Origin of the sequence: Natronomonas gomsonensis (assembly GCF_024300825.1) — an archaeon.
Classification (GTDB): Archaea; Halobacteriota; Halobacteria; order Halobacteriales; family Haloarculaceae; genus Natronomonas; species Natronomonas gomsonensis.
Genome location: NZ_CP101323.1, coordinates 3097333 through 3118724 on the forward strand (window position 1 = coordinate 3097333; position 21392 = coordinate 3118724).

The following is a 21392-nucleotide window of genomic DNA, read 5'->3' on the forward strand; positions in this document are numbered from 1 at the left end:
ACCACAGACAATCATTCGGACGACTATGGCACAACAGATGGGCAACCAGCCGATGATAGTTCTTTCCGAGGAGAGCCAGCGTACCTCCGGAAAGGACGCACAGTCGATGAACATCACCGCCGGGAAGGCGGTCGCCGAGTCGGTACGCACCACACTCGGCCCGAAAGGGATGGACAAGATGCTCGTCGACTCGACGGGCAACGTCGTCGTCACGAACGACGGCGTCACCATCCTCAAAGAGATGGACATTGAGCACCCGGCTGCGAACATGATTGTCGAGGTCGCCGAAACGCAGGAAGAGGAAGTCGGCGACGGCACGACCACGAGCGTCGTCATCGCCGGTGAACTCCTCTCGAAGGCCGAGGACCTCCTGGACCAGGACATCCACGCGACTATCCTCGCACAGGGGTACCGACAGGCCGCCGCCGAGGCCAAGGAAATCCTCGAGGACATCGCCATCGATGTCGACGCCGACGACAGCGAAGTCCTAGAGTCTATCGCTGCGACCGCGATGACCGGCAAGGGCGCCGAGGCATCGAAGGACCTGCTGGCCGAACTCGTCGTCGACGGGGTACAGGCCGTCGCCGACGGCGACGACATCGACACGGACAACATCAAAGTCGAGAAGGTCGTCGGCGGTGCCGTCGACGAGTCCGAACTCGTCGAGGGCGTCATCGTGGGCAAAGAGCGCGTCCACGACAACATGCCGTACTTCGCCGATGACGCAAACATCGCGCTGCTGTCGACGCCCATCGAGGTCAAGGAGACCGAAATCGACGCCGAGGTCAACGTCACCGACCCCGACCAGCTCCAGCAGTTCCTCGACCAAGAGGAACAGCAGCTCCGCCAGATGGTCGACCAGCTGAAAGAGGTCGGCGCCGACGTCGTCTTCTGTCAGAAGGGTATCGACGACATGGCCCAACACTACCTCGCACAGGAGGGCATCATCGCCGTCCGCCGTGCGAAGAAGTCCGACATGAAGGCGCTGGCCCGCGCGACGGGCGGCCGCGTCATCTCCAACATCGACGACATCACCGAGGACGACCTCGGCTTCGCCGGCAGCGTCGCCCAGAAGGACATCGCTGGCGACGAGAAAATCTTCGTCGAGGACGTCGAGGAGGCCAAAGCGGTCACGCTCATCCTCCGCGGCGGCACCGAACACGTCGTCGACGAAATCGAGCGCGCCATCGAGGACTCCCTCGGTGTCGTCCGCACCACGCTGGAGGAGGGCAAGGTCCTCCCCGGCGGCGGTGCCCCCGAAATCGCGCTGGCGCTCGGCCTGCGCGACTACGCCGACTCCGTCGGCGGCCGCGAGCAGCTCGCCGTCGAGGCCTTCGCTGACGCCGTCGACGTGATTCCGCGCACGCTCGCCGAGAACGCCGGTCTCGACCCCATCGACTCTCTTGTCGATCTCCGCAGCCAGCACGCCGACGGCGCCGACGCCGCCGGCCTCGACGCCTACACGGGCGAGGTCATCGACATGGAAGACGAGGGCGTCGTCGAACCGCTCCGAGTCAAGACCCAGGCCATCGAGTCCGCCACCGAGGCAGCCGTGATGATTCTCCGCATCGACGACGTCATCGCCGCGGGCGACCTCAAGGGTGGCTCCAGCGACGACGGCGACGACGACGAGATGCCCGGCGGCCCCGGCGGCGGTATGGGCGGCGGCATGGGCGGCATGGGCGGTATGGGCGGCGGCATGGGCGGCATGATGTAATTCAGTCGGATTACAACAGCCTACCCCACGCCCGACCCGTCTCGAACCGCCTTCCGAACGCTTCTTCCTTTTATTTCCCGTCCAGCGATGCCTCCGTCTCCCGTTCGACGTGGACCCGTCGGATGCGGTTGTCACCGACGGTCCGGACCGTGAGTCGGGCGTCGGCCACCTCGATTACGTCGCCCGGTTCTGCCGGCCGGTCCAACCGCTCGGCGAGTAGGCCGGCGACCGTCTCGCCTGCTTCCGGCAAGTGTGTCCCGATTTCGTCGTTGATAGACCGGGTCGAGGCCGTCCCGCGGGCGGTCGCGGTTGTCGGCGAGAGGGCGACGACCGCCGCCTCCTCACCGATATCGAATATCTCGCCGACGATCTCCTCGACGATGTCTTCGGTGGTCACCAGTCCCTCGACGGCACCGAACTCGTCGTAGACGATGGCCACCTCGGTTCGGCTCGCTTGCAGTTCGGCCAACACCTCGTCTATCTCTTGGCCCTCGAAGACGTGGAGTGCGGGGTTGGTCAACGACTGAAGCGAGGTGTCTGCCGGCGCGTCGACGAGGTCGCGGATGTCGACGTAGCCGAGGACGCGGTCCATATCGCCCTCGTACACCGGGAGGCGAGTGACCCGGCCCGAGCGACACGCGTCGATGGCGTCTTCGACGCTCGCGGCGGCGTCGACGGCGACCACGTCGGCCCGTGGCACCATCACGCTCCCGACGGCCGTCGTGTTGAACCGAAAGACCTGCTCTATCATCGCCTGCTCGTCGCCCCCGACGATGCCGAGTTCCTCGGCGGTCTCGACCAACGCGACGATTTCCTCCCGGGTTATGTAGGGGCGTTCGATGTCGCGGCCGCCGCCCGTGAGGCGGTTGATGCCGTCGGTAACCGTCTCGAAGACGACCACGACGGGGTACAGCGCCGTCTGGACCACCTTGACCGGTCGGGCGACGCGGAGCGCCACGGATTCGGGGTTGCCGACGCCGTAGGATTTCGGGACGACTTCGCCGAAGACGAGGACGACCGTACTGGCGAAAAGCGTCGCGAGCAGGACGCCGAGACCGCCGGGGAAGCGGTCGACGAGAAGCGCCGTCGCCAGCGAGGCGATGGCGACGTTGACGACGTTGTTGCCGACGAGAATCGTGACGAGAAGTCTGTGGGGGTCCTCCCGGAGCGCGACCAGCACGTCGCCGCCCGGTTCCGTCGCGAGCGTTCCGAGTCGGTGTTCCTCCAGCGAGAACAGCGCGATTTCGCTGGAGGAGAAGAAGGCACTCACTGCGACGAGGCCGACGATTGCGAGGAGTCCCGCAGTCAGGAACATACCTCACGGTGCGTGTCCGTCCACATAACCCCGCCGCCGCCTTAGATTCTTGACAACAGCGACCGCCGGCCCCGCTCTAAGGCGACGCCGGCGGCCAAAAGCAGCAGGCCGGCGACGACGAGCGCGACCGACCCCGACAGCGCATCGACGACCGTCGCCTCGACAAACGACAGCGACTGCAACAGTGCGCCGACGACGGCGAGGTCGATGTACGCCCGCGAGCGACGCAGGTATCCGAGGTAGCCAGTCGAGGCGACCCCGGCCAAGGCGACGGTGTGTAACCCGACGAAGGCGGCCAGTTCGGGAACGGTGTCCGGCGCCGTCACCGCGAGGCCAGTCGCGAGAGCGAGGGCGACGACGGTGAGTGCGGCCCAGCCGCCGGATTCCCGGTCGCCGTCGGCGAAGAGCCACCCGATGCCGAGGAGTGTGCCGACTGCTGTTGCACCCACGACGGCCGACGGTCCGAAGGTGTACAGTTCGAACTGTCCTTCGAGGACGGTCATCATCACAAGCGTCCCGATGGCGAGTGCGACGCCGCCGACGCGGTAGGTCCACTGGACTGCACCCTCGCGGGTGTGGCCGAGTGCGAACAGCGCGACGCCGAGGAGGCCGACTGCGGGAACGGGGTCGTCCGGCGAGGACAGCAAGAGGACCAACGCGACGACGACCGCGAGGCCGAAGCCTGCGGCGACCCGCGACCCCAGTGCATGGGCTGTCGGCAGGATGGCGACGGTCCACGCCAACAGCAGCCACTCCGGGTCGACACCGAGCGTTAGCAGGTCCTCGAAGAGGAACAGCGACGGCCCGACCAACACGGCCCCGAGGACACAGAGCGCGTGGCCGATTCGGGGGACTGACCGGTCGTAGGCGACGATGCCCGCGACGTACGCAAGCGTCGGTCCCGCGATGAGAACCGCCATCCGCGCCGCGCGCGGCAGGTCCGCCCAGTTCGTCGCGAGAAACAGGACGACACCGGCGAACACGAGGGCGGCGCCGACGAGCGACAGCGCGACGACGACCCGCGAACGCCCGGACGATTCGTCCTCGTAGCGTGCCAGTATCGCCTCGGCCTGAGACTCGCTGATGATTCCCTCGCGGACCCACTCATCGACTTCCTCTTGGAGGGCGTCAGGGTCCATGTCGCGAGTTCACACGACCGATTGTGATAAATCCGGGGCCAAAACGTGAGCAGATACGATTTGCGTGGGGAACCATCCAAATCGCCTCCTTGATAACTGACGGATGACTCTCCAGAGGAAAGACGAGATGGATTCCGAAGAAAACACCCACGTCATCCTGTTGCTCATCTATATTGGCGTTGGCATTGCCTTCCTGCTGTTCTCGCTTCTCATCATCGAGAGTATCGTATTCTGATACGTTCGCGGCCGATTACTACCGGCAGGCTACCACGGTTCGTCTTTCAGGCCGAACGCGTAGGCGATGGCGTTCGTCCCGACGTGGAGAATCGGTGTCAGAACGATGACCGCGACGATGACGGCCAGCGTGAACGTCTCGCGGAACCAGCCAAACGAGAGGATGGCGGTCAATAGCAGTGCGACCACGACGAAGTCGAGTTGGTCGACGACGGGGAAGACGGCGCCGCGCTTTCGGCCGGTCCGGCGCTTGGCGAACGACGCGAGGATGTCGCCGAGCATCGCGCCGAAGGCGAGGCCGACGGCGGCCGTGATGGGGAACTCGGGGAGGCCGAGGCCGAGCAATCCGTTCAGTGCGTTGAGCAGGAGCGCGACGACGACCCCCGCGGCGGTGCCGAAGGCGGTCCCGCGCCACGTCTTCCCGTCGCCGAGAATCCGTTTGCCGTCGTCGAGTCGGCGGCCGCCGTCGATTGGTCGGCCGCCGCCAGCCAACACGGCGACGTTGTTCGGGATGTAGGCGGGCAGCATCGCCCACACGGCGACGACGAGGGTCTCGACTACCATATCCGGCCTCCACTCGGCACGAGTATAAGACCGGGGGATTCCGCTTGCGGGGGTACGCTCTTGGGGCGGGCGGGAGTACTCGACGGTATGCTACCGCCAATCGCCCGGCGGTTCGTCGCCGGCGAGTCGCCCGCGACCGCGATGGACCACGCGCGCCGACTCAACGACGACGGAATCGGCGCGATACTCAATCTCCTCGGCGAACACTACGACACGCGCCCACCCGCCGACGCCGACACCGACGCCTACTGTCGACTGCTCGGGGAACTCGGCGACAGCGACCTCGACGCCTGTATCTCGGTGAAACCCTCCCAACTCGGCCTTGACGTCGATGTGGGCGTCTTCCGTGAGAACCTCGAACGCATCGTCGAGGCCGCCGCCGAAAGCGGTGCTTTCGTCTGGATGGACATGGAGGACCACACGACCACCGACGCGACGCTTTCGGCGTTCGTCGCACAGGCCGAAACGTATCCCGGCATGGGGCTATGTCTGCAAGCGAACCTCAAGCGGACGGCCGCCGACATCGAGCGACTCGCCGATGTCCCGGGAAAGATACGGCTGGTGAAAGGCGCCTACGAGGAACCCCCCGAAGTCGCTTACACCGACAAACCGAGGGTGAACGAGGCCTACCGAGAGTACCTCGAGTTGGCGTTTCAGGAGTTCGATCGCGGTGTCGCCGTCGGGAGTCACGACCCCGAGATGATAGCTCACGCCGCCGACCTCCACGAGGAGTACGGCACGCCCTACGAGGTCCAGATGTTGATGGGGGTTCGTGAGGACGCCCAACGGAAGTTGGCCGACGACGACGTCACCGTCTACCAGTACGCCCCCTACGGCGACCGCTGGCTGTCGTACTTCTATCGGCGGCTGATGGAGCGCAAGGAGAACGCGGTGTTCGCGCTGCGGGCGATTCTCACCGGCTAATCAGTCGTCGACGGCCTCGTCGTCGGCCCGAGGGGCCGGCGTCTCTTCGGTCACGTCGATTTGGATACTCTGCTCTCGGTTCTCGCCGAAGCCGGCGCTGAGGATGCGCGTCAGGGCGTCTTCGACCTTCTCGTCGACCTCCTCGTAGCGGTCCGGTTCGACCTCGACGACGAACCCCGTCGTGATGTTCGGTGCGGTCGGCAGAAACAGCACGTCCTTGCCGTCGTCGGTCGTCTTGCCCGTCTTGAACGCGGTCATCCGCATCCCGTTCCACGTTTCGAGTTTCACCGGCGTCTGGAGGTCTTCGGGGCCGGAGACAGCGGTTTCGACGGCCATCTTCGAGGCGTTGTACACGACCCGCAGCCCCGGCAGGCGGTTCATCACGTTGTCGAGTGACTGTTCGAGGAGGTCGCCGACGGTCGTTCGCATCAGGTAGCCGACCGAGAGGACCAACAGCGCGAACAACACTAGCGTGACAACAACGCGGACGACGACTGGCTGATTCGCCAGCGCTTGTTCCAACAGCGGCAGGTTGGCTATCGACTGGTAGATGAAGGCGACGACGTACGCCGTCACGAGCAACGGCACCAGCACGATGAGCCCGCTCGCGATGTCGCGCTTCCACGAGGGCGGCAGCATTCGTCTCAACATTTCCCTGCCGCGTATTCAGCGCTTCGACCTGGTGACGCCGTCGAGGCGACTATCCGACGCTTCCGCGGGCCTCAAGACCGACGCCGCCCGTTTGTCTCACCCGCTCCAGTGAAGGCTTCCGGCGACGAACCGCTCGCGCGTTGGATGGGCCTCGCCACGGTGGCGTCTCTATCTTCGTCTCACGGAAAGCCGACGGACCGAATCCGTCGAGGGCATCGTGTCGGGTGGAGGCTGGCCTCAGAACTGTACGTTGGTCTCCATGCCCTCGGTTGCCTCCTCTAACCCGTCGTCTTGTACGTCGGTCGTGAGCTGTTGGCTCAGGTCGGCAGTGGCGATGAGGTCCTCGAACTCGCTGCGGAACCGGCCGCTGACGCGTCGACTCTCGTCTCGGGCATCGACGACCCGGCGATACCGGCGGACGGTCGACTCGGAGACGCCGAGTGCCTCGGCGATGTCGCTCGTCGGACGGTCCTCGGCGAGGAACTCACGGAGCGTCTCCAACTCGAAGGGGGCGTCGGTGTCCCGTTCCCGGAGGAGGTGCAAATCGAGGCGGGCCCGAAACACCGTCCGCTGGTCCACGTCGAGCGCCTCGGCAATGTCCCCATCGGAGTCCCCGGCGTAGAACCGCTCGACGACCGCCACCAGCGCCTCGTCGTCCAGAGACGTATCGAACCCACAGACTTCCCGCATCTCGGCGACGATTGCGGCGAGTCCCTCGGTCGATGTCTCGCCGGTGAGCGAGCCACGGGACTCGGACTGCCGTTCGGTGACGGTGTCCTCGTCGGTGATGTCGACGAAAATATCCCGTAGCTCCTCGGTTTTTTCATCCATCTCGACTACGTATCAACCGGTTCTGTGTACATAAGCCTGTTCCCGAACGCGCCGTCGACCGATACACAAAAGGTGGTTGACGTGGTCGGGGGGAGTATGACTAACACATCGACAACCGACGTCGACCTCGTCGGGTCGGAGATGACGCTGAACATCGCCCGCGTCGCCCTGCTTGCGGCGCTGATGGGTGCCTTCGCCTACGTCTCGTTCCCGAATCCCTTGGTCCCGAGCGTTCCGGTCACCCTACAGGTGCTGGGCGTGTTCCTCGCGGCTATCTTCCTCGGACCGGTGTGGGGGGCCGCGGCGATGGTGGTGTACCTGCTCGCGGGCGCGCTGGGCGTGCCGGTGTTCTCCAGTGGGTCCGCCGGGTTGGGTTCGTTCTTCGGTGCGACCGGCGGCTACCTGGTGTCGTACCCCTTCGCCGCCTTCCTCGTCGGTGCCGTTGTCCACGGCGGTCTCGAACCGACGCCTCCGAAATCCGTCTCGGTCGGTCGTCTCCTCGTAGGGATGGGACTCGCCGTGCCTGTCGTTTACGCCTTCGGCATTCCCGTCTACTGGTACTATCTCGACGTGACGTGGACGACGGCTATCGTCAACGCCGGCCTGCTGTTCCTCCCGGCCGAGGCCGTAAAAATCGCCGCCGCCGTCGGCATCGTCCACAGCGACCGCCTCAAAACCGCATGATTCGAACCGAGGGTCTCGTCCACCGATACGGTGAGACGACGGCTCTCGACGGCGCCTCGCTGACCATCGAGGACGGCGAATTCGTCGTTCTCGCGGGTGCAAACGGGTCCGGAAAGACCACGCTGGTCCGACATTTCAACGGGCTGTTGGAACCGGACGACGGCGAGGTGTTCGTCAACGGTCGACCGGTCGACGAGGACCTCGTCGCCGCCCGGACGGCCGTCGGGATGGTGTTTCAGAACCCGCGGGACTGTTTCGTCGCCGCCACCGTCGGCGCGGACGTGGCCTTCGGCCCCGAGAACCTCGGTCTCTCGCGGGCGGAAATCGACGACCGGGTGGAGTCGGCGCTGGATGCCGTCGACATGGCCGACCGGGCCGACGAGCGCCTCGACCGCCTCTCCGGCGGTGAGCAGGCCCGCGTCGCCATCGCTGGAGCGCTGGCGATGGACCCCGACCACCTCGTGTTGGACGAACCGTTCGCGGGACTGGACTGGCCGGCACGACGGGCCGTCCTCGAACACCTCGATGGACTTTCGGAATCCGGGACGAGCATCGTCGTCGTCACCCACGACCTTCGGGACGTACTCGAGCGGGCCGACCGAGTCGTCGCGCTCTCGTCGGGGACCGTTGCCTTGGATGCCGACCCGGAGACGGCCCGTGACCGACTCGCCCAACTCGACGTACGACCGTGCTGAGTTACGAACCCGGCGACTCGCTGGCCCACCGTCTCGACCCGCGCTCGAAACTCGCCGTACAGGTCGGCTTCGTCACTGTCGCCTTTGCCTACACGACGCCTCGCGGTCTGGCCGTGCTGACTGCCGTGACGGTCAGCATGCTCGCCGTCGCCGCGACCCCGCCGTGGACGGCCCTCTCGGAGTTGAAGTACGTCCTCCCGCTGTTGGCGGCCGCGCCGGCCGTCGAGGCGCTGACGCTCGGGTCGCCGTGGGTCGTCGTCGCCGACGCCGTCGCGCCGGCGCTTGCGGCCTATCGAATCCTGTTGGTGTTGGCCGTCAGCGCCGCCTACGTCCGGACGACGCCCGTTCGGGAGTCTCGTGCGGTCGTTCAGCGACACGTTCCCGGCCGAACCGGACAGTTCCTCGGGATGAGCGTCGCCTTCGTCTTCCGGTTCTTGCCCGTCCTGCAGGCCGACCTCGCCCGGATTCGCGACGCCCAGCGCGCGCGACTCGGAACCGAACGGCCCGTTCACGAACGTATCGCGTCGGTGTTGCTGTCGGCGCTCGACGGCGCCTTCGACCGCTCCGAGCGGTTCGCCGACGCCCTGCAGGCCCGCTGTTTCGCGTGGAACCCGACGCTGCCCGCGCTTCGGTTCACGTGGCTCGACGGGCCGGCGCTCGTCGTCGCCGGTGGCTTCCTTCTCGCCGCCATCGTGACAGTCGTCTGAACGGCCGATGGAAAGCCAAATTTTGCCACAACAGCGCCCTACGGCGGTTCCGTGTAACAAAACTTAAGCGGATACGCCCCTGCCTATTGCCGTATGTCCATGGCGCTTCAGGCGGGAAGTGAGGTCACACGGGAGACCTACTGGCTCATCGGTCCGGTCCAGAAGGCGGTCTTCTACTTCCTCGCCACGTTGACGGTACTCATCCTCGCCATCGGCGTGTATCAGCGCTTCGCGCGATACGCCGAAGGCACCGAGGACTGGTTCGACCGGCTCGACGACCTGCCCGGACGGGTCGTCAGCGCGGCGAAAATCGTCGCATCGAACGAGAAACAGTTCAACCGCGATTTGGTCGGCGGCCTCATGCACGCCTTCATCCTCTGGGGCTTTCTGACCCTGCTCATCGCGACGACCATCCTCTTTATCGACATCGACTTCTACCGCATCGTCGTCGGTGATTCCTTCTTCGTCGGTGACTTCTATCTCTCCTACTCGCTGGTCACCGACGCGCTCGGCCTGTTGTTCGTCATCGGCCTGGGCATCGCACTGTGGCGACGCTACGTCACCCGCAACGACCGCCTGTGGGGCAAACACACCAACTGGGAGGACGCCTTCCTCGTGTGGTCGCTGTTCCTCATCGGTCTCGGCGGGTTCCTGCTCGAGGGACTCCGCATCCTCGGTGCCGACTTCCCCGCCCACGAGACGGTGAGTTTCGTCGGCTGGGCGACGGCGCTGGGCCTGCAGGGCATCGGGATGGACGCGGCGATGGTCCGGACCGTCTACCCCATCGCGTGGTGGTCTCACACCCTCCTCGCGTTCGTCTTCCTCGCGGCGATTCCGTACGCCAAACCGTTCCACATGATTTCGTCGTTCGCCAACATCGTCGCCCGCGACGAGAAGGCCGGCGCGCGACTGCCGGGCGTGCCCTCGGACCTCGATGCGACCAATGCTGAGTCCATGGAGGACTTCACGTGGAAGGAGATGCTCGACCAGGACGCCTGTACGAAGTGCGGTCGCTGTTCGTCCGTCTGTCCGGCTAACGCCTCCGGCCTGCCGCTGGACCCCCGTGACGTGATTCTCGACCTCAAGGAGTATCGGGAGTCGCTGGACGCCGGCGGCGACACCGAGGAAATCATCGCCGACGGCGGCGTCATCGACACCGAGACGATGGAGTCCTGTATGGCCTGTATGGCCTGCATGGACGCCTGTCCGGTCGAAATCGAGCACCTCAAGTCCTTCACCCGGCTGAACCGCCAACTCGTCGACCAGGGCGACGTTCGCCCCCAGATTCAGGACGTCTTCCAGAACGTGATGACGAAGGGCAACACCTTCGGGGACTCACCGGGCGACCGCGGCGACTGGGCCGACGAACTCGACTTCGAGGTCACGGACGCCCGCGAGGAGTCCGTCGACTACCTCTGGTATGTCGGCGACTACCCCTCCTACGACGAGCGCAACAAGAAGGTCGCCCGCTCGCTGGCGAAAATCTTCGAACACGCCGACGTCGACGTGGGCATCCTCTACGAGGACGAGGTGTACGACGGCAACGACATCCGCCGCATTGGCGAGGAGTTCCTCTTCGTCGAGCAGGCCGGTACGCTCGTCGACACCTTCCAGGAGTGCGATTACGACACCATCGTCTGTACGGACCCCCACTCCTACAACACGTTCAAAAACGAGTACCCCGAGGTCGACTTCGAGGAGTTCGCCGACGACCCGATGATGGAGTTCGCCATCGAGGGCTACTGGAACGCCGACGGCGACATCGACGTGTATCACTGGACTCAGGCCGTCGAGGAGTTGGTCGATTCGAACGTTCTCGGCCTCTCCGGCACCGAACTCGACTACACGGTCACCTACCACGACCCCTGTCACCTCGGACGGTTCAACGACGAGTACGAGGCGCCGCGGGAACTCGTCCGTGCGACCGGGTGTGACCTCCACGAGATGCCGCGCAACCGCGAGGACTCCTTCTGCTGCGGTGGCGGCGGCGGCGGACTCTGGATGGACCTCGAAGAGGAGACCAAACCCAGCGAGGAACGGCTCCGGGAGGCGCTGAACGACACCGAGGCCGGCGACGCCATCGAGAAGTTCGTCGTCGCCTGTCCGATGTGTATGACGATGTACGAGGACGGCCGCAAGACCGGCGGCTTCGAGGACGACATCGAAATCGTCGACGTGGCGGAACTCATCGTCGAGGCCCTCGAATCGAGCGGCGCGACGATTTCGGCGTCGGCCGAGACGCCAACCGACGCCGAGCCCGCCGACGACTGACTGTATCCCGGTTTACGACTCGTTGCTGCCGGTGGTGTCTGGACGGCAACCGTTCCAACAGATGTTTGATACTGTGGGGGGAACACGTCTCTAGATGACTGACACCGGGTTCCCCGAGGGTGAGTTGGGCATTATCGTCATCGGCAGCCTGCTTCACAGGGACGAACTCGCCTACCTGTTCGATGGGCTCCCGGACCGGACGGCACGGGTGCGACTCGATGGCTATCGGCGGGTGTTCGATGCGGTTGCCGACCGTCGAGAGACGGTCGGGGACCGCCGTGCCGTACTCAATCTACATTCCGCCGACGCGTGGTGCAACGGCGTCTTGGTGACCGACCTCTCTCCGCGCGAGTTCGGCATCTATGCCCGACGGGAAACCACCTACCGGTTCGAAATCGTCGATTCCGAGGCGGTCACGTACTACGAACACGAGTCGGTTGACCTCCCCGACGAAATCATCGTCGCCAGCGATGCACCCTCTCACGCCGACGTAAAGCCCATCCCATCGTACGTCAAAACCTGCCTTTCGGGTGCTCGCCAGTGGGGCGAGACGTTCTACGACGAGTTCCTCGAGACGACCGCCGTTGCCTCCGGGGAATCCCTTCGGTCGTATCTCGACATCGACCCGAGATAATAGCCGACAGCGGTCCTATATTTCGCACTCCTGTCGCTTTTGATACAGAAGCACCCATATCAGGAGTATCGAAATCGCGAGAAACACACCTGCAACGACCAGATGCTGAACCACCGCGATTGCTGGTGCGGTGAGGTGGGGAGCACTCACCGTGGAGACGTATCCGGATATCGTACTGAAGAACTGCTCGCCAGCGACGAGTGCGGCCAAGATGCCCAAAATGGATAGCGACACCTGCTTGCCCATCGTGTACTTCATATTTCGCCTGACTTTCACTAGGTCCTCGATACACGCGTTCACCGCCTTCCGTTCCGTCGAGGGCATGTAGATGTGGTTCGAGGAGTGGTTGCCGGTCAGGATGCCGCCATCGGATTCATTGTCGGCGGCTTTCGACATCTCGTCACTCGTTGCGCTTTCGGCTTCGACATCGACGCTGTCCGGGAGGTCGAGACACTTGACGTTGTGTTCCGTTCCACCCCACTCGATGACGACGCGGTCGCCGCTGCCGATTCCGAGCAGGTTTCGGGTGTCCGGTTCGACCCGGACGATGCGTCGCTCTTCGTCGATATCCAACCCCGGACGAACTTCGAGATTGATTCGGTTGTAGCCGACGAACAGTGCCCCAATCGAGTGCCACAACTGGTCGGTCAGCGTTCTGTCGGGCAAACTCGCCTCGATCGGTTTTCGGATTCCGAGTTTCTCGCCCCATCCCTCTTTGCTCCGCTCGTCGACCGAAATGACGCCGAGCGAGTCGCGGTTCACATTCCCGACGGCTATCGTCCCCCTTTCGAGTCGTCCTATCCCTTCCACGCGAAGGCTCGCCCGATTTCCGTTCATCGGATTGTACACCTCCACGGTGTCACCGTCAGTGAACGCCAGTTCCTCGAGTTCCCCCTTGTTTATGTAGCACGTCGACAGTCCCGTATCCTTCTCGACGGGGAGGCGGACGGGAACGAACAGTCTCGTCTCGTCGTCGGGGGACCTGGCGGTCGAGTGCGGCCGAACGTCGACTTTCCTCGTTCCCGACGTTCGCTGTTCGAAGATTCGCTCTTGATACGACCCCTTCAGCAGTCCCTCCGGCTTGTCGGGGGTCGGCTCGAACCCGTCGGCGAACGGGAGCAGGTACACTGTCTCCCCTTCGTCCCACGCCCGGCCGTTCGGCGTGACATCGACGTAGCTGTACGGTGTGATTCCCAACTCCTCGCGTATCAGTTCCGAAGGGAGGATGAGCGCGTGCTGGAACTGGTCTTGATACCGATGGAAATCGGACTGTTCGAAGTCCTCGATTTCGCCGACCGAAACCGTTAGTCGCCGTGTCACTTCGTCCCCACCGAAGCCATTGTCGAGTGTTCGGTTTCCTCCCCACTTATTTTTGACCCAACGTGGTGCGTGACAGCGACCGCCAGTTCGGAAAACGCCCGTCGAGTCCTCTCCATTCAGGAAAACTCATTACGGAAACGCGTGAGGAACCCGTATGCGCGAGCGCTTTGACGTGGTCATCGCCGGGGCGGGTCCGGCCGGCGGGCAGTGTGCACGCGACCTCGCCGCGAGAGGGTACGATGTCGTCGTGTTGGAGACGGAACCCGAAGACGAGTTCCCACGTCAGAGCAACAAATCCACCGGCGGGACGTTCCCGTCGATGATGGCGTCGTTCGGGATTCCCGACGACGTGGTGATGCAGTTCACCGACGACGTGGTCATCGAATCGCCGAACGACCATTTCGCCCGCGAACGGTCGGGCGCAGTCCTCGATTTCGGTGCGTTCAAGGAGTTCCTCGTCGAGGACGGCCAACGGCTCGGTTCGGAGTACTACTTCGACGCCCGGGTCTCGAAACCCATCGTCGAGGACGGCGAACCGGTCGGCGTGAAGTACAACGGCTCCGAGGAGGTGTACGGCGACGTGATAATCGACGCGACTGGTCCCTCCGCGCCGTTGGCGAAGGACCTCGGCGTCACCGACCTCAGTCGGAAGAACCACGCCATCGGCATCGAATACGAGTTCGAGGGCGTCGACCTCGACCACGAGGGGTACGCCGACCTGCATCGGTCCATGATGTTGCGTCTCGACCACGAGTACGCCCCCGGCGGCTACTCGTGGATTTTCCACACCGGCGGTGACACTGCAAAGGTCGGACTCTGTTACATCCGCAACGACAGCTACCAGCGCTACGCCGAGGTCGACCGCACCATCGACGGCTATCTCGACCACTGGCTCGACACCGACCCACGCTTCGAGAGCGCCGAACGCATCGAGGGCCGGCAACACCGCGGGTCGGCACACATCCAGCCGCCGACGAACCTCAGCACGGACAGCTTCATGGCCATCGGCGACACCGTCCCGACAATCGACCCGCTGTGGGGTGAAGGAATCAACAAGTGTATGCAGTCCGGCCGGGCCGCCGCAAAGACCGTCGACAGCTGTCTGACGCCCTCGAACCCCGACACCTCTGCCGACGCCATCTCGCTGTACGACGAGTTGTGGCACGACGAGGTGGCACCCGACATGGACTCGCGACTGTTGATGACGGAGATGCTGTATCTCGCCCCGAACGACCGCTACGACACTCTGCTGGGTGACCTCAACCGCCTCGACGACGAGACGCTCCAGCGAGCCAACGCCGGCGAAAAACGGGCCATCCTCAAACTGCTCCACGCCGGTGACGTGCCGCTGCTCGCCCGACTGGCGAAACATCGACGCGGCCGGTAACCCGACGAGCGAGGATTCAAATACTGGGAGGCGACCAGACGTCCCGTGGAGACGTTCAGCGACCTCGCGACGGCGGCGTACTGTCCGCGAAAACTGTACTACCGTCGGCGGGACGATGACCGCGGCCCGCCCGAGAAAATCGAGCGAATCCGAGCGCTCGCGACGCGCTACGAAACACTCCTGGATTCGGCGACCGACCTCTCGGCGGAACCGATAGCGACCACACCGACGCAGTATCGCTCGAATCTCGGTAGCGCGAAGGCCCGCCTCGACTGCTGGGGGACGCTCGCCGACCCCCCGAAGACGGACGTACTGTTGGAGGGCAAGGACTGTCGCGGAATCGCTCACAAACTGCTCGAGGACCCGGCCGTTCCGGTCGTCGTCTCGGCGGGAGAACCGCCGGAGCGTGGCGTCTGGGAACCGCAGTCGGTTCGGGCGACCGCGGCGGCGAAGGCGCTGGCGTGGGAGCGGGCGGAGCCAATCGAGCGCGCGTTCGTCGAATACCCCGCCTACGGCCGAATCCGCGAAATCCGGCTCACGACGCGCCGCAAGGCCGCCTACCGGCGTGCGCTTCGAACCGCCCAATCGATCGACGGGCCGCCGCCGCGGCTGCACGACGACTCCCGATGTGGCCCCTGTGAGTACCGCGAGAAATGCGGAGTGAAAACGCGGTCGCTGCGGTCGCGGCTTCCCCTATAGGCGTTCGTTCAGCCACGCCTCGATGTCGTCTGCGCGCGCCCCCCGACGGACGATTTCGCCGGCCGAAACGTCGACGACCGTGCTCTCGGTGCCCGGGGTTTCGCCGCCGTCGATGACGACCGTCCGTTCGCGGATGCCGGCGTCGATTTCGTCGACTCGGCGGGCGCTCGGTTCGCCGCTCCGGTTGGCGCTCGTCGCGGTTATCGGGCCGGTCCGTCGCGCGAGGTCGCGGGCGATGTCGTGGTCCGGGACTCGGATTCCAACGCGCTCTTTGCCGGCGACGAGGGCGTCGGGGACGCGGTCGTTCCGCTCCAACAGCACCGTCACGGGGCCGGGGAGGAATCGCTCGCAGAACGCCCGTTCGCGCTCGGAGGGGTCGGTGTAGTCGGCGGCGACATCGGCGTCGGGCAGCGCCATCGAGAGCGGTTTGTCCCGCGGCCGGTCTTTCGCCTCGAAGACCCGCCCGATGGCGTCGGCGTCGAGAGCGTCGGCGCCGAGGCCGTACACCGTCTCAGTGGGGTACACCACGAGGTCGCCGCGGCGAATCGCCGCGACGGCCGCTGTCAAATCCGTATCGGTCACAGTTGCTCGATTGCGGCCTCGATGTCGCTGTACGGCGGGAACTCCGGCCACGTCGTGGCGACCCAGGCCTCCCGAACGGTTCGCTCCTCGTCGATGACGAACACCGCCGGCCGCGGTTCGGCGATGCCGTTCATGCCGTCGAGGTCGTGACTGATGCCGTAGGACTCGGCGACGCCGTTCTGTGGGTCCGAAAACAGTTCGTAGTCCTCGACCCCCCACTCCTCGAGAAACCGGGAGTGTTCGTACGGCGTCGAAATCGACAGGCCGACGACGCGTGCGTCGTAGTCGACCCACTCGCGGTCGTCGATTTCCTGCCAGATGTACGTCGCCGGGAAGTCGCCGTCCATCGGATAGAACACGAGAACGACCGGCCCGTCGTCGGTCAGTTCCGAAAGGGAGGCGTCCTCCCAGTACTCGTCGTTGACGAGCGGACGGGTGAAGTCGGGTGCGGTCTCGCCGGCCTCGGGGTGGCCGGCGTCACCCAATTCGACGATGTCGAAGCCGAGGTTCATTCGGCATCACCCGCCGCGCTGGCGGTGACGTGCGCCGGGTCGACACCACCGTCGCCGTACGTCGTTTCGAGATACTCGACGATGTTCGCGCTCTCGCTCATCGTGACGCCGGTTGTCTCGTCGACGATTGCGGGGACGGTTCGTGCGCCGCTGATGCGCTTGACGACGTCCCGGCGGGAGTGTCGCGCCTCGACGAACCGCGAACGGTACTCCAGACCGAGGTCGTTCAACACGCGCACGACGCGCTCACAGAACGGACACGCCTGCAACCGGTACAACGTAATCGCTGGTTCGGACATACCATCTCGTTGGGGTGGTCATCGCCTAAGGGTGTCGCCCGCGGACCCACCCGACACACGACCTCGGTGTTCGCGTCCATGACAACTCTTAATCCCGCGGCCGGAGAACAACGCACGTCTAAATGGGCTCTCTCGCGCTGTCGGCCGTCACGGTCTGGTTACAGGCTGCTCCCGACGCCGGCGAACTTCCGTTCAGTGACACGACCGTCATCGTACTCGGCGGCGTGGTAATCCTCGGATTGGTCGCACTCTCGGGATTCTTCTCGTCGTCGGAGATAGCGATGTTCTCGCTGCCACCCCACCGGGTGGATGCCCTCGTCTCCGACGAAATCCCGGGGGCCGAGACGCTGAAACACCTCAAGGACGACCCCCACCGGTTGCTCGTCACCATCCTCGTCGGCAACAACATCGTCAACATCGCGATGTCGTCTATCGCGACGGGGTTGCTGGCGACGTATTTCCTCTCACAGGGACAGGCCGTCCTCGCGTCGACGTTCGGCATCACCGCCCTCGTGTTGCTGTTCGGCGAAAGCGCGCCGAAGTCCTACGCCGTCGAACACACCGAATCGTGGGCGCTCCGCATCGCTCGGCCGCTGCAGTACGCGGAGTACGTCCTCATGCCGCTGGTGATTACCTTCGATTACCTCACCCGGCAGGTCAACCGACTCACCGGCGGCCAGTCCTCGATCGAGTCGACGTACGTCACTCGCGAGGAGATTCGCGACATCATCGAGACGGGCGAACGCGCCGGCGTCCTCGAGGAGGACGAACGCGAGATGCTCCAGCGCATCTTCCGCTTTACCAACACCATCGCCAAGGAAATCATGACGCCACGGCTGGACATGGACGCCGTCTCGAAGGACGCCAGTATCGAGGAGGCCCTCGAGAAGTGTGTCCACGCCAACCACACGCGGCTTCCGGTGTACGAAGGGAGTCTCGACAACGTCCTCGGCATCGTCCACGTCAGCGACCTCGTCCGCGATTACTCCTACGGGGAACGCGAGGACGTCGAACTCGAGGACCTCATACAGGAGACGCTCCACGTCCCCGAATCGAAGAACGTCGACGAACTGCTCGCGGAGATGCGCGAAAGCCGGATGCACATGGTTATCGTCATCGACGAGTTCGGCACCACCGAGGGGTTGGTGACGATGGAGGACATCACCGAGGAAATCGTCGGCGAACTGCTCGAAGCCGGCGAAGAGGAGCCAATCGAGTTCATCGACGACCGCACCGCGGTTATCAAAGGCGAGGTGAACATCGACGAGGTTAACGAGGCGCTTGAAATCGATATCCCGGAGGGAGAGGAGTTCGAGACGCTCGCGGGCTTCATCTTCAACCGCGCGGGACGACTCGTCGAGGAGGGCGAGACCATCGAGTACGACGGCATCGACATTCACATCGAGGGCGTCGAGAACACGCGCATCATGAAAGCCCGTCTCGTCCGCACCGAGGCCTACGACGAGCAGGCACCCGAAGAGCAGATTGCCGACGAGGAGTGACCGACGACGATTACAGCACTGCGGTCGCTGCGGTGTAGAGACCGAAACTCAACACGCTGGCCACTAGCAGCGACCCAACCCACGCCAACACGGTGTACCCCATTTTTCCACGACTGACGCCACCGGTGCCGGCGGCCGCGCCGGCGCCGACGACCGCCGAGACGATGATTTCGTTGAACGAGATGGGGACGCCGAGCAGGATGGCCGTCTGTGCGATGGCGAAGGAGGGAATGAGCGCGGCGATAGAGCGGCGTGGGCCCAGCGAGGAGTAGTCCTGTGCGATGGCCTTTATCATCCGTGGGGCGGCGGTCCACGAACCCAACAGCAGGCCGACGCCGCCACCGAACAGAAGCGCGATGAGCGGAATCTCGACGCTCGTGGTGTCGAACAACGGCAACAGGGGGCCGAGCGCGAGTCCGACCTGACTGCCGCCCGCGGAGAAGGCGACGAGTGCGCCCAACGCGAGTAGGAAGTGGCGCTGGCCCGCCGCTTCGTCGTTGCGCATGTCGGCGGCGAGTGCGCCCGTGACGGCGACTGCGAAGGCCAGTGTCACCGCCGCCTGACCCGGGAGGCCACCACCGAGCGTCGTCGAGAGGCTTCCGACCCCGTCGGGCGGCCCCAGAAGGACGAACTCGACGTTCGCCAACAGCGCGCCGACGACGCCGGCGAGTGCGGGAATCGCGACCCGCTCCGGGACCCCCTCCCGCCGGAGGAACTTTGCCGTCCCGTAGGCGATGCCGCCGCCGACGAAGGGCGTCAGCGTCCACACCGAGAGTATCTCCGTGTACTTCGTCCATGCGGGAGACCCCCCCATCGCCAGGCCGGCACCGACCACCGCGCCGGTAACGGTGAAGGCCGTCGCGATGGGGTAGCCGGTGAAGATGCCGACGGCGACGAGGCCCGCGGCGATGCTCAACGCGACGATGGCCGCGCCGGGCGACAGCGTCGTGCCGACGACGAGTTCCCGACCGACCGCTTCGGTGACGTTCGCACCCTGTAGCGTGGCCCCGAGCAGGCCGAGAATCCCGACGAAGAAGCCGGCGCGCATCACCGAGATGGCGTTGGCGCCGACGGCGGGTGCAAACGGCGTCGACCCGGATGACCCGGCGCCGATGGCCCACGCCATGAACAGGCTGGCTCCCCCGGCGGCCACGAACGTCGCGAGCGTCAACGCCTCCATCGAAAGCGGCTACGTCGGCCGCCCGTATAAATACCGGCCGAACGCGCTCGCGACGCGAAACGCGTTTACCGACCGCGTTCGGAGTCCGGATGTGTCCGACGACGCCTATCTGACGCTGGCCGGCCGGGGGACGGCGCGGTTCACGGTGCAGGGGTCGGAATTCATCGGTCACGCCGCGCCGGTCGAATCAGTCGAGGCCGCGGAGGCGTTCGTCGAAGAAATCGAAGCCGAGTACGACGACGCCACCCACAACGTGCCGGCCTATCGGGTCCGGGCGGACCCGTTTCGGGAGTACGCCTCCGACGACGGCGAGCCCTCTGGAAGCGCCGGAAAACCGATGCTGTCGGTGCTTTCGGGTCGAGAGTTGGAGAACGTCGTCGTCGTCGTCACGCGCTACTACGGCGGGACGAACCTCGGTGTCGGCGGCTTGGTCCGGGCGTACTCGCAGGCGACGAAAGACGCCGTCGACGCCGTCGGCGTCGTCGAACAGCGACCACAGGAGACGTTCCGTGCCGTCGTCGACTACGACGATTCGGGGACGGTCCGGGGAATCCTCGAAAGCGAAGCCGTCACGTTCGAGGCCGACTACGGCGAACGCGTCCGCTTCGAGGTCCGAGTGCCGGTCGCCGAGGCCGACGCGCTTCGTGACCGCCTCCGGAGCGCTACCAGCGGTCGAATCGAACTGTGAGGTCTCCGTCAGCCGTGCGTCTGACGCTTCGACAGGAACGAAACCGCAGGAAAGCGGCCATCTCCACGTGAAGTAGGGGGGTTAAGATGGATTCTGGTGGAAATCGGTCGTGGCTGCCGTCTCGCGTATCTCGAGGGGAAACGCCGGTCAGGTGCCGAAGGCTCGGTCGCCCGCGTCGCCGACGCCGGGAACGATGTAGCCGTCGTCGTCGAGGCGCTCGTCGATGCTGACGGTGAGGATGTCGGCCTTCGGGAACGCCTCGTCGACGCGGACGAGTCCCGGCGGCGCGCTCACAGCTGAGAGCACCACGAACCGTTCGGGGTCGCCCTTCTCTAAGACCTCCTCCAACACCGCGACCATCGTGCTCCCGGTAGCCAACATCGGGTCGGCGACGATGACGGTGTCGTCCTCGTTGATGTCGGGCAGTTTCACGTAGTCGACGGTGATGGGAAACTCGCCGTCGTCGTCCATGCCCGCGTCCTCGTCGCGTCCCGCCGAGATGACGCCCTGTCGGGCGTGCGGGAACGCTTCGACTAACCCCTCGACGAACGGCGTTGCCGCCCGCAGCACGTTGACGATGACCACATCGTCGAGTCCCTTGACGACCTCGCCGGTGGTTTCGGCCAGCGGCGTCGTAATCGAGACGTACTCGGTGTCCATCATGCCGTCGATGATTTCGAAGCCACAGAGCCGCCCGAGGTCGATGAGACCGTTGCGGAACGCCACCTGGTCGGTGTCGACCGACCGAAGCTCCGAGAGGGTGTGCTTCGCGAGCGCGTGAGTGATGACGTGGGCGTCATCACGGTCCTCGATTGGCATATCGGTACGGCGGGCGCCGACGGCTTAAAGCCAGTCGT

At 64.9% G+C, this 21392-nt stretch carries 22 protein-coding genes; 11 read left to right on the forward strand and 11 right to left on the reverse strand.

The window, feature by feature from the left end; translation table 11 throughout:
- Positions 1 to 37: 37 nt before the first annotated feature.
- Entirely contained in the window at positions 38 to 1717 is a 1680-nt protein-coding gene (gene thsA / locus NMP98_RS16345; RefSeq protein ID WP_254861338.1) for a thermosome subunit alpha, read from the forward strand.
- 70 nt (positions 1718 to 1787) lie between these two features.
- Here the strand turns inward: thsA and NMP98_RS16350 are convergent, their stop codons facing one another.
- The 3 genes from NMP98_RS16350 to NMP98_RS16360 form a co-directional block, all read right to left on the reverse strand.
- Complete coding sequence (locus NMP98_RS16350) at positions 1788 to 3032, reverse strand: hemolysin family protein (RefSeq protein WP_254858921.1); 1245 nt, start codon at positions 3030 to 3032, stop codon at positions 1788 to 1790.
- A 41-nt stretch (positions 3033 to 3073) separates the two neighbouring features.
- A complete protein-coding gene (locus NMP98_RS16355; protein WP_254858922.1) occupies positions 3074 to 4171 on the reverse strand; it encodes a DUF2157 domain-containing protein in 1098 nt (365 codons plus the stop codon).
- Between the two features lie 264 nt (positions 4172 to 4435).
- Positions 4436 to 4969: a CDP-2,3-bis-(O-geranylgeranyl)-sn-glycerol synthase gene (locus NMP98_RS16360; protein WP_254858923.1), complete on the reverse strand. Its 534-nt coding sequence runs from the start codon at positions 4967 to 4969 to the stop codon at positions 4436 to 4438.
- An 87-nt stretch (positions 4970 to 5056) separates the two neighbouring features.
- Between NMP98_RS16360 and NMP98_RS16365 the strand changes: the two genes are divergently transcribed.
- Complete coding sequence (locus NMP98_RS16365) at positions 5057 to 5893, forward strand: proline dehydrogenase family protein (RefSeq protein ID WP_254858924.1); 837 nt, start codon at positions 5057 to 5059, stop codon at positions 5891 to 5893.
- Here the strand turns inward: NMP98_RS16365 and NMP98_RS16370 are convergent, their stop codons facing one another.
- Both NMP98_RS16370 and NMP98_RS16375 read right to left on the reverse strand, forming a co-directional pair.
- Positions 5894 to 6532, reverse strand: a complete 639-nt coding sequence (locus NMP98_RS16370) for a DUF502 domain-containing protein (protein ID WP_254858925.1) — start codon at positions 6530 to 6532, stop codon at positions 5894 to 5896.
- Between the two features lie 249 nt (positions 6533 to 6781).
- Positions 6782 to 7375: a conditioned medium-induced protein 4 gene (locus NMP98_RS16375; protein WP_254858926.1), complete on the reverse strand. Its 594-nt coding sequence runs from the start codon at positions 7373 to 7375 to the stop codon at positions 6782 to 6784.
- 96 nt (positions 7376 to 7471) lie between these two features.
- Between NMP98_RS16375 and NMP98_RS16380 the strand changes: the two genes are divergently transcribed.
- From NMP98_RS16380 to NMP98_RS16400, 5 genes are all read left to right on the forward strand, one after another.
- Positions 7472 to 8059 carry a biotin transporter BioY gene (locus tag NMP98_RS16380; protein ID WP_254858927.1) on the forward strand — a complete coding sequence of 196 codons (588 nt, stop codon included), beginning with the start codon at positions 7472 to 7474 and terminating at the stop codon, positions 8057 to 8059.
- Positions 8056 to 8754, forward strand: a complete 699-nt coding sequence (locus NMP98_RS16385; RefSeq protein ID WP_254858928.1) for an energy-coupling factor ABC transporter ATP-binding protein — start codon at positions 8056 to 8058, stop codon at positions 8752 to 8754. The genes NMP98_RS16380 and NMP98_RS16385 overlap by 4 nt, the downstream gene beginning before the upstream one ends.
- Positions 8748 to 9461, forward strand: coding sequence for an energy-coupling factor transporter transmembrane component T family protein (locus NMP98_RS16390; protein ID WP_254858929.1), 714 nt, complete (start codon positions 8748 to 8750; stop codon positions 9459 to 9461). The genes NMP98_RS16385 and NMP98_RS16390 overlap by 7 nt, the downstream gene beginning before the upstream one ends.
- Before the next feature lie 99 nt (positions 9462 to 9560).
- Complete coding sequence (locus tag NMP98_RS16395) at positions 9561 to 11732, forward strand: (Fe-S)-binding protein (protein WP_367997276.1); 2172 nt, start codon at positions 9561 to 9563, stop codon at positions 11730 to 11732.
- A gap of 94 nt (positions 11733 to 11826) precedes the next feature.
- The gene (locus NMP98_RS16400) at positions 11827 to 12366 is read left to right on the forward strand and encodes a hypothetical protein (protein WP_254858931.1); all 540 of its coding nucleotides are present in this window, start codon (positions 11827 to 11829) and stop codon (positions 12364 to 12366) included.
- A gap of 15 nt (positions 12367 to 12381) precedes the next feature.
- On the opposite strand, the gene NMP98_RS16405 is transcribed toward NMP98_RS16400, so the two are convergent.
- Positions 12382 to 13686 (reverse strand): hypothetical protein, encoded by a 1305-nt coding sequence (locus NMP98_RS16405; RefSeq protein ID WP_254858932.1) that lies wholly within the window; start codon positions 13684 to 13686, stop codon positions 12382 to 12384.
- 154 nt (positions 13687 to 13840) lie between these two features.
- Here NMP98_RS16405 and NMP98_RS16410 point away from each other — a divergent pair, with 154 nt between their 5' ends.
- Positions 13841 to 15073, forward strand: coding sequence for a digeranylgeranylglycerophospholipid reductase (locus tag NMP98_RS16410; RefSeq protein ID WP_254858933.1), 1233 nt, complete (start codon positions 13841 to 13843; stop codon positions 15071 to 15073).
- A 45-nt stretch (positions 15074 to 15118) separates the two neighbouring features.
- Entirely contained in the window at positions 15119 to 15772 is a 654-nt protein-coding gene (locus NMP98_RS16415) for a CRISPR-associated protein Cas4 (protein ID WP_254858934.1), read from the forward strand.
- Here NMP98_RS16415 and NMP98_RS16420 read toward each other — a convergent pair.
- The 3 genes from NMP98_RS16420 to NMP98_RS16430 are packed head-to-tail and all read right to left on the reverse strand — an operon-like array spanning position 15767 to position 17165.
- Complete coding sequence (locus NMP98_RS16420; RefSeq protein ID WP_254858935.1) at positions 15767 to 16354, reverse strand: L-threonylcarbamoyladenylate synthase; 588 nt, start codon at positions 16352 to 16354, stop codon at positions 15767 to 15769. The genes NMP98_RS16415 and NMP98_RS16420 overlap by 6 nt on opposite strands.
- Positions 16351 to 16866, reverse strand: a complete 516-nt coding sequence (locus NMP98_RS16425) for a redoxin domain-containing protein (protein WP_254858936.1) — start codon at positions 16864 to 16866, stop codon at positions 16351 to 16353. The genes NMP98_RS16420 and NMP98_RS16425 overlap by 4 nt, the downstream gene beginning before the upstream one ends.
- Positions 16863 to 17165 carry a glutaredoxin family protein gene (locus tag NMP98_RS16430; RefSeq protein WP_254858937.1) on the reverse strand — a complete coding sequence of 101 codons (303 nt, stop codon included), beginning with the start codon at positions 17163 to 17165 and terminating at the stop codon, positions 16863 to 16865. Before NMP98_RS16430 ends, NMP98_RS16425 begins: the two co-directional genes overlap by 4 nt.
- Positions 17166 to 17287: 122 nt before the next feature.
- Here NMP98_RS16430 and NMP98_RS16435 point away from each other — a divergent pair, with 122 nt between their 5' ends.
- Positions 17288 to 18667, forward strand: a complete 1380-nt coding sequence (locus NMP98_RS16435; protein ID WP_254858938.1) for a hemolysin family protein — start codon at positions 17288 to 17290, stop codon at positions 18665 to 18667.
- A 10-nt stretch (positions 18668 to 18677) separates the two neighbouring features.
- On the opposite strand, the gene NMP98_RS16440 is transcribed toward NMP98_RS16435, so the two are convergent.
- On the reverse strand, positions 18678 to 19847 hold the full coding sequence (locus NMP98_RS16440; protein WP_254858939.1) for an inorganic phosphate transporter: 1170 nt from the start codon (positions 19845 to 19847) through the stop codon (positions 18678 to 18680).
- A gap of 91 nt (positions 19848 to 19938) precedes the next feature.
- Between NMP98_RS16440 and NMP98_RS16445 the strand changes: the two genes are divergently transcribed.
- Positions 19939 to 20535 (forward strand): IMPACT family protein, encoded by a 597-nt coding sequence (locus tag NMP98_RS16445; protein ID WP_254858940.1) that lies wholly within the window; start codon positions 19939 to 19941, stop codon positions 20533 to 20535.
- 147 nt (positions 20536 to 20682) lie between these two features.
- On the opposite strand, the gene upp is transcribed toward NMP98_RS16445, so the two are convergent.
- Complete coding sequence (upp, locus tag NMP98_RS16450; protein ID WP_254858941.1) at positions 20683 to 21354, reverse strand: uracil phosphoribosyltransferase; 672 nt, start codon at positions 21352 to 21354, stop codon at positions 20683 to 20685.
- Positions 21355 to 21392 lie beyond the last annotated feature (38 nt).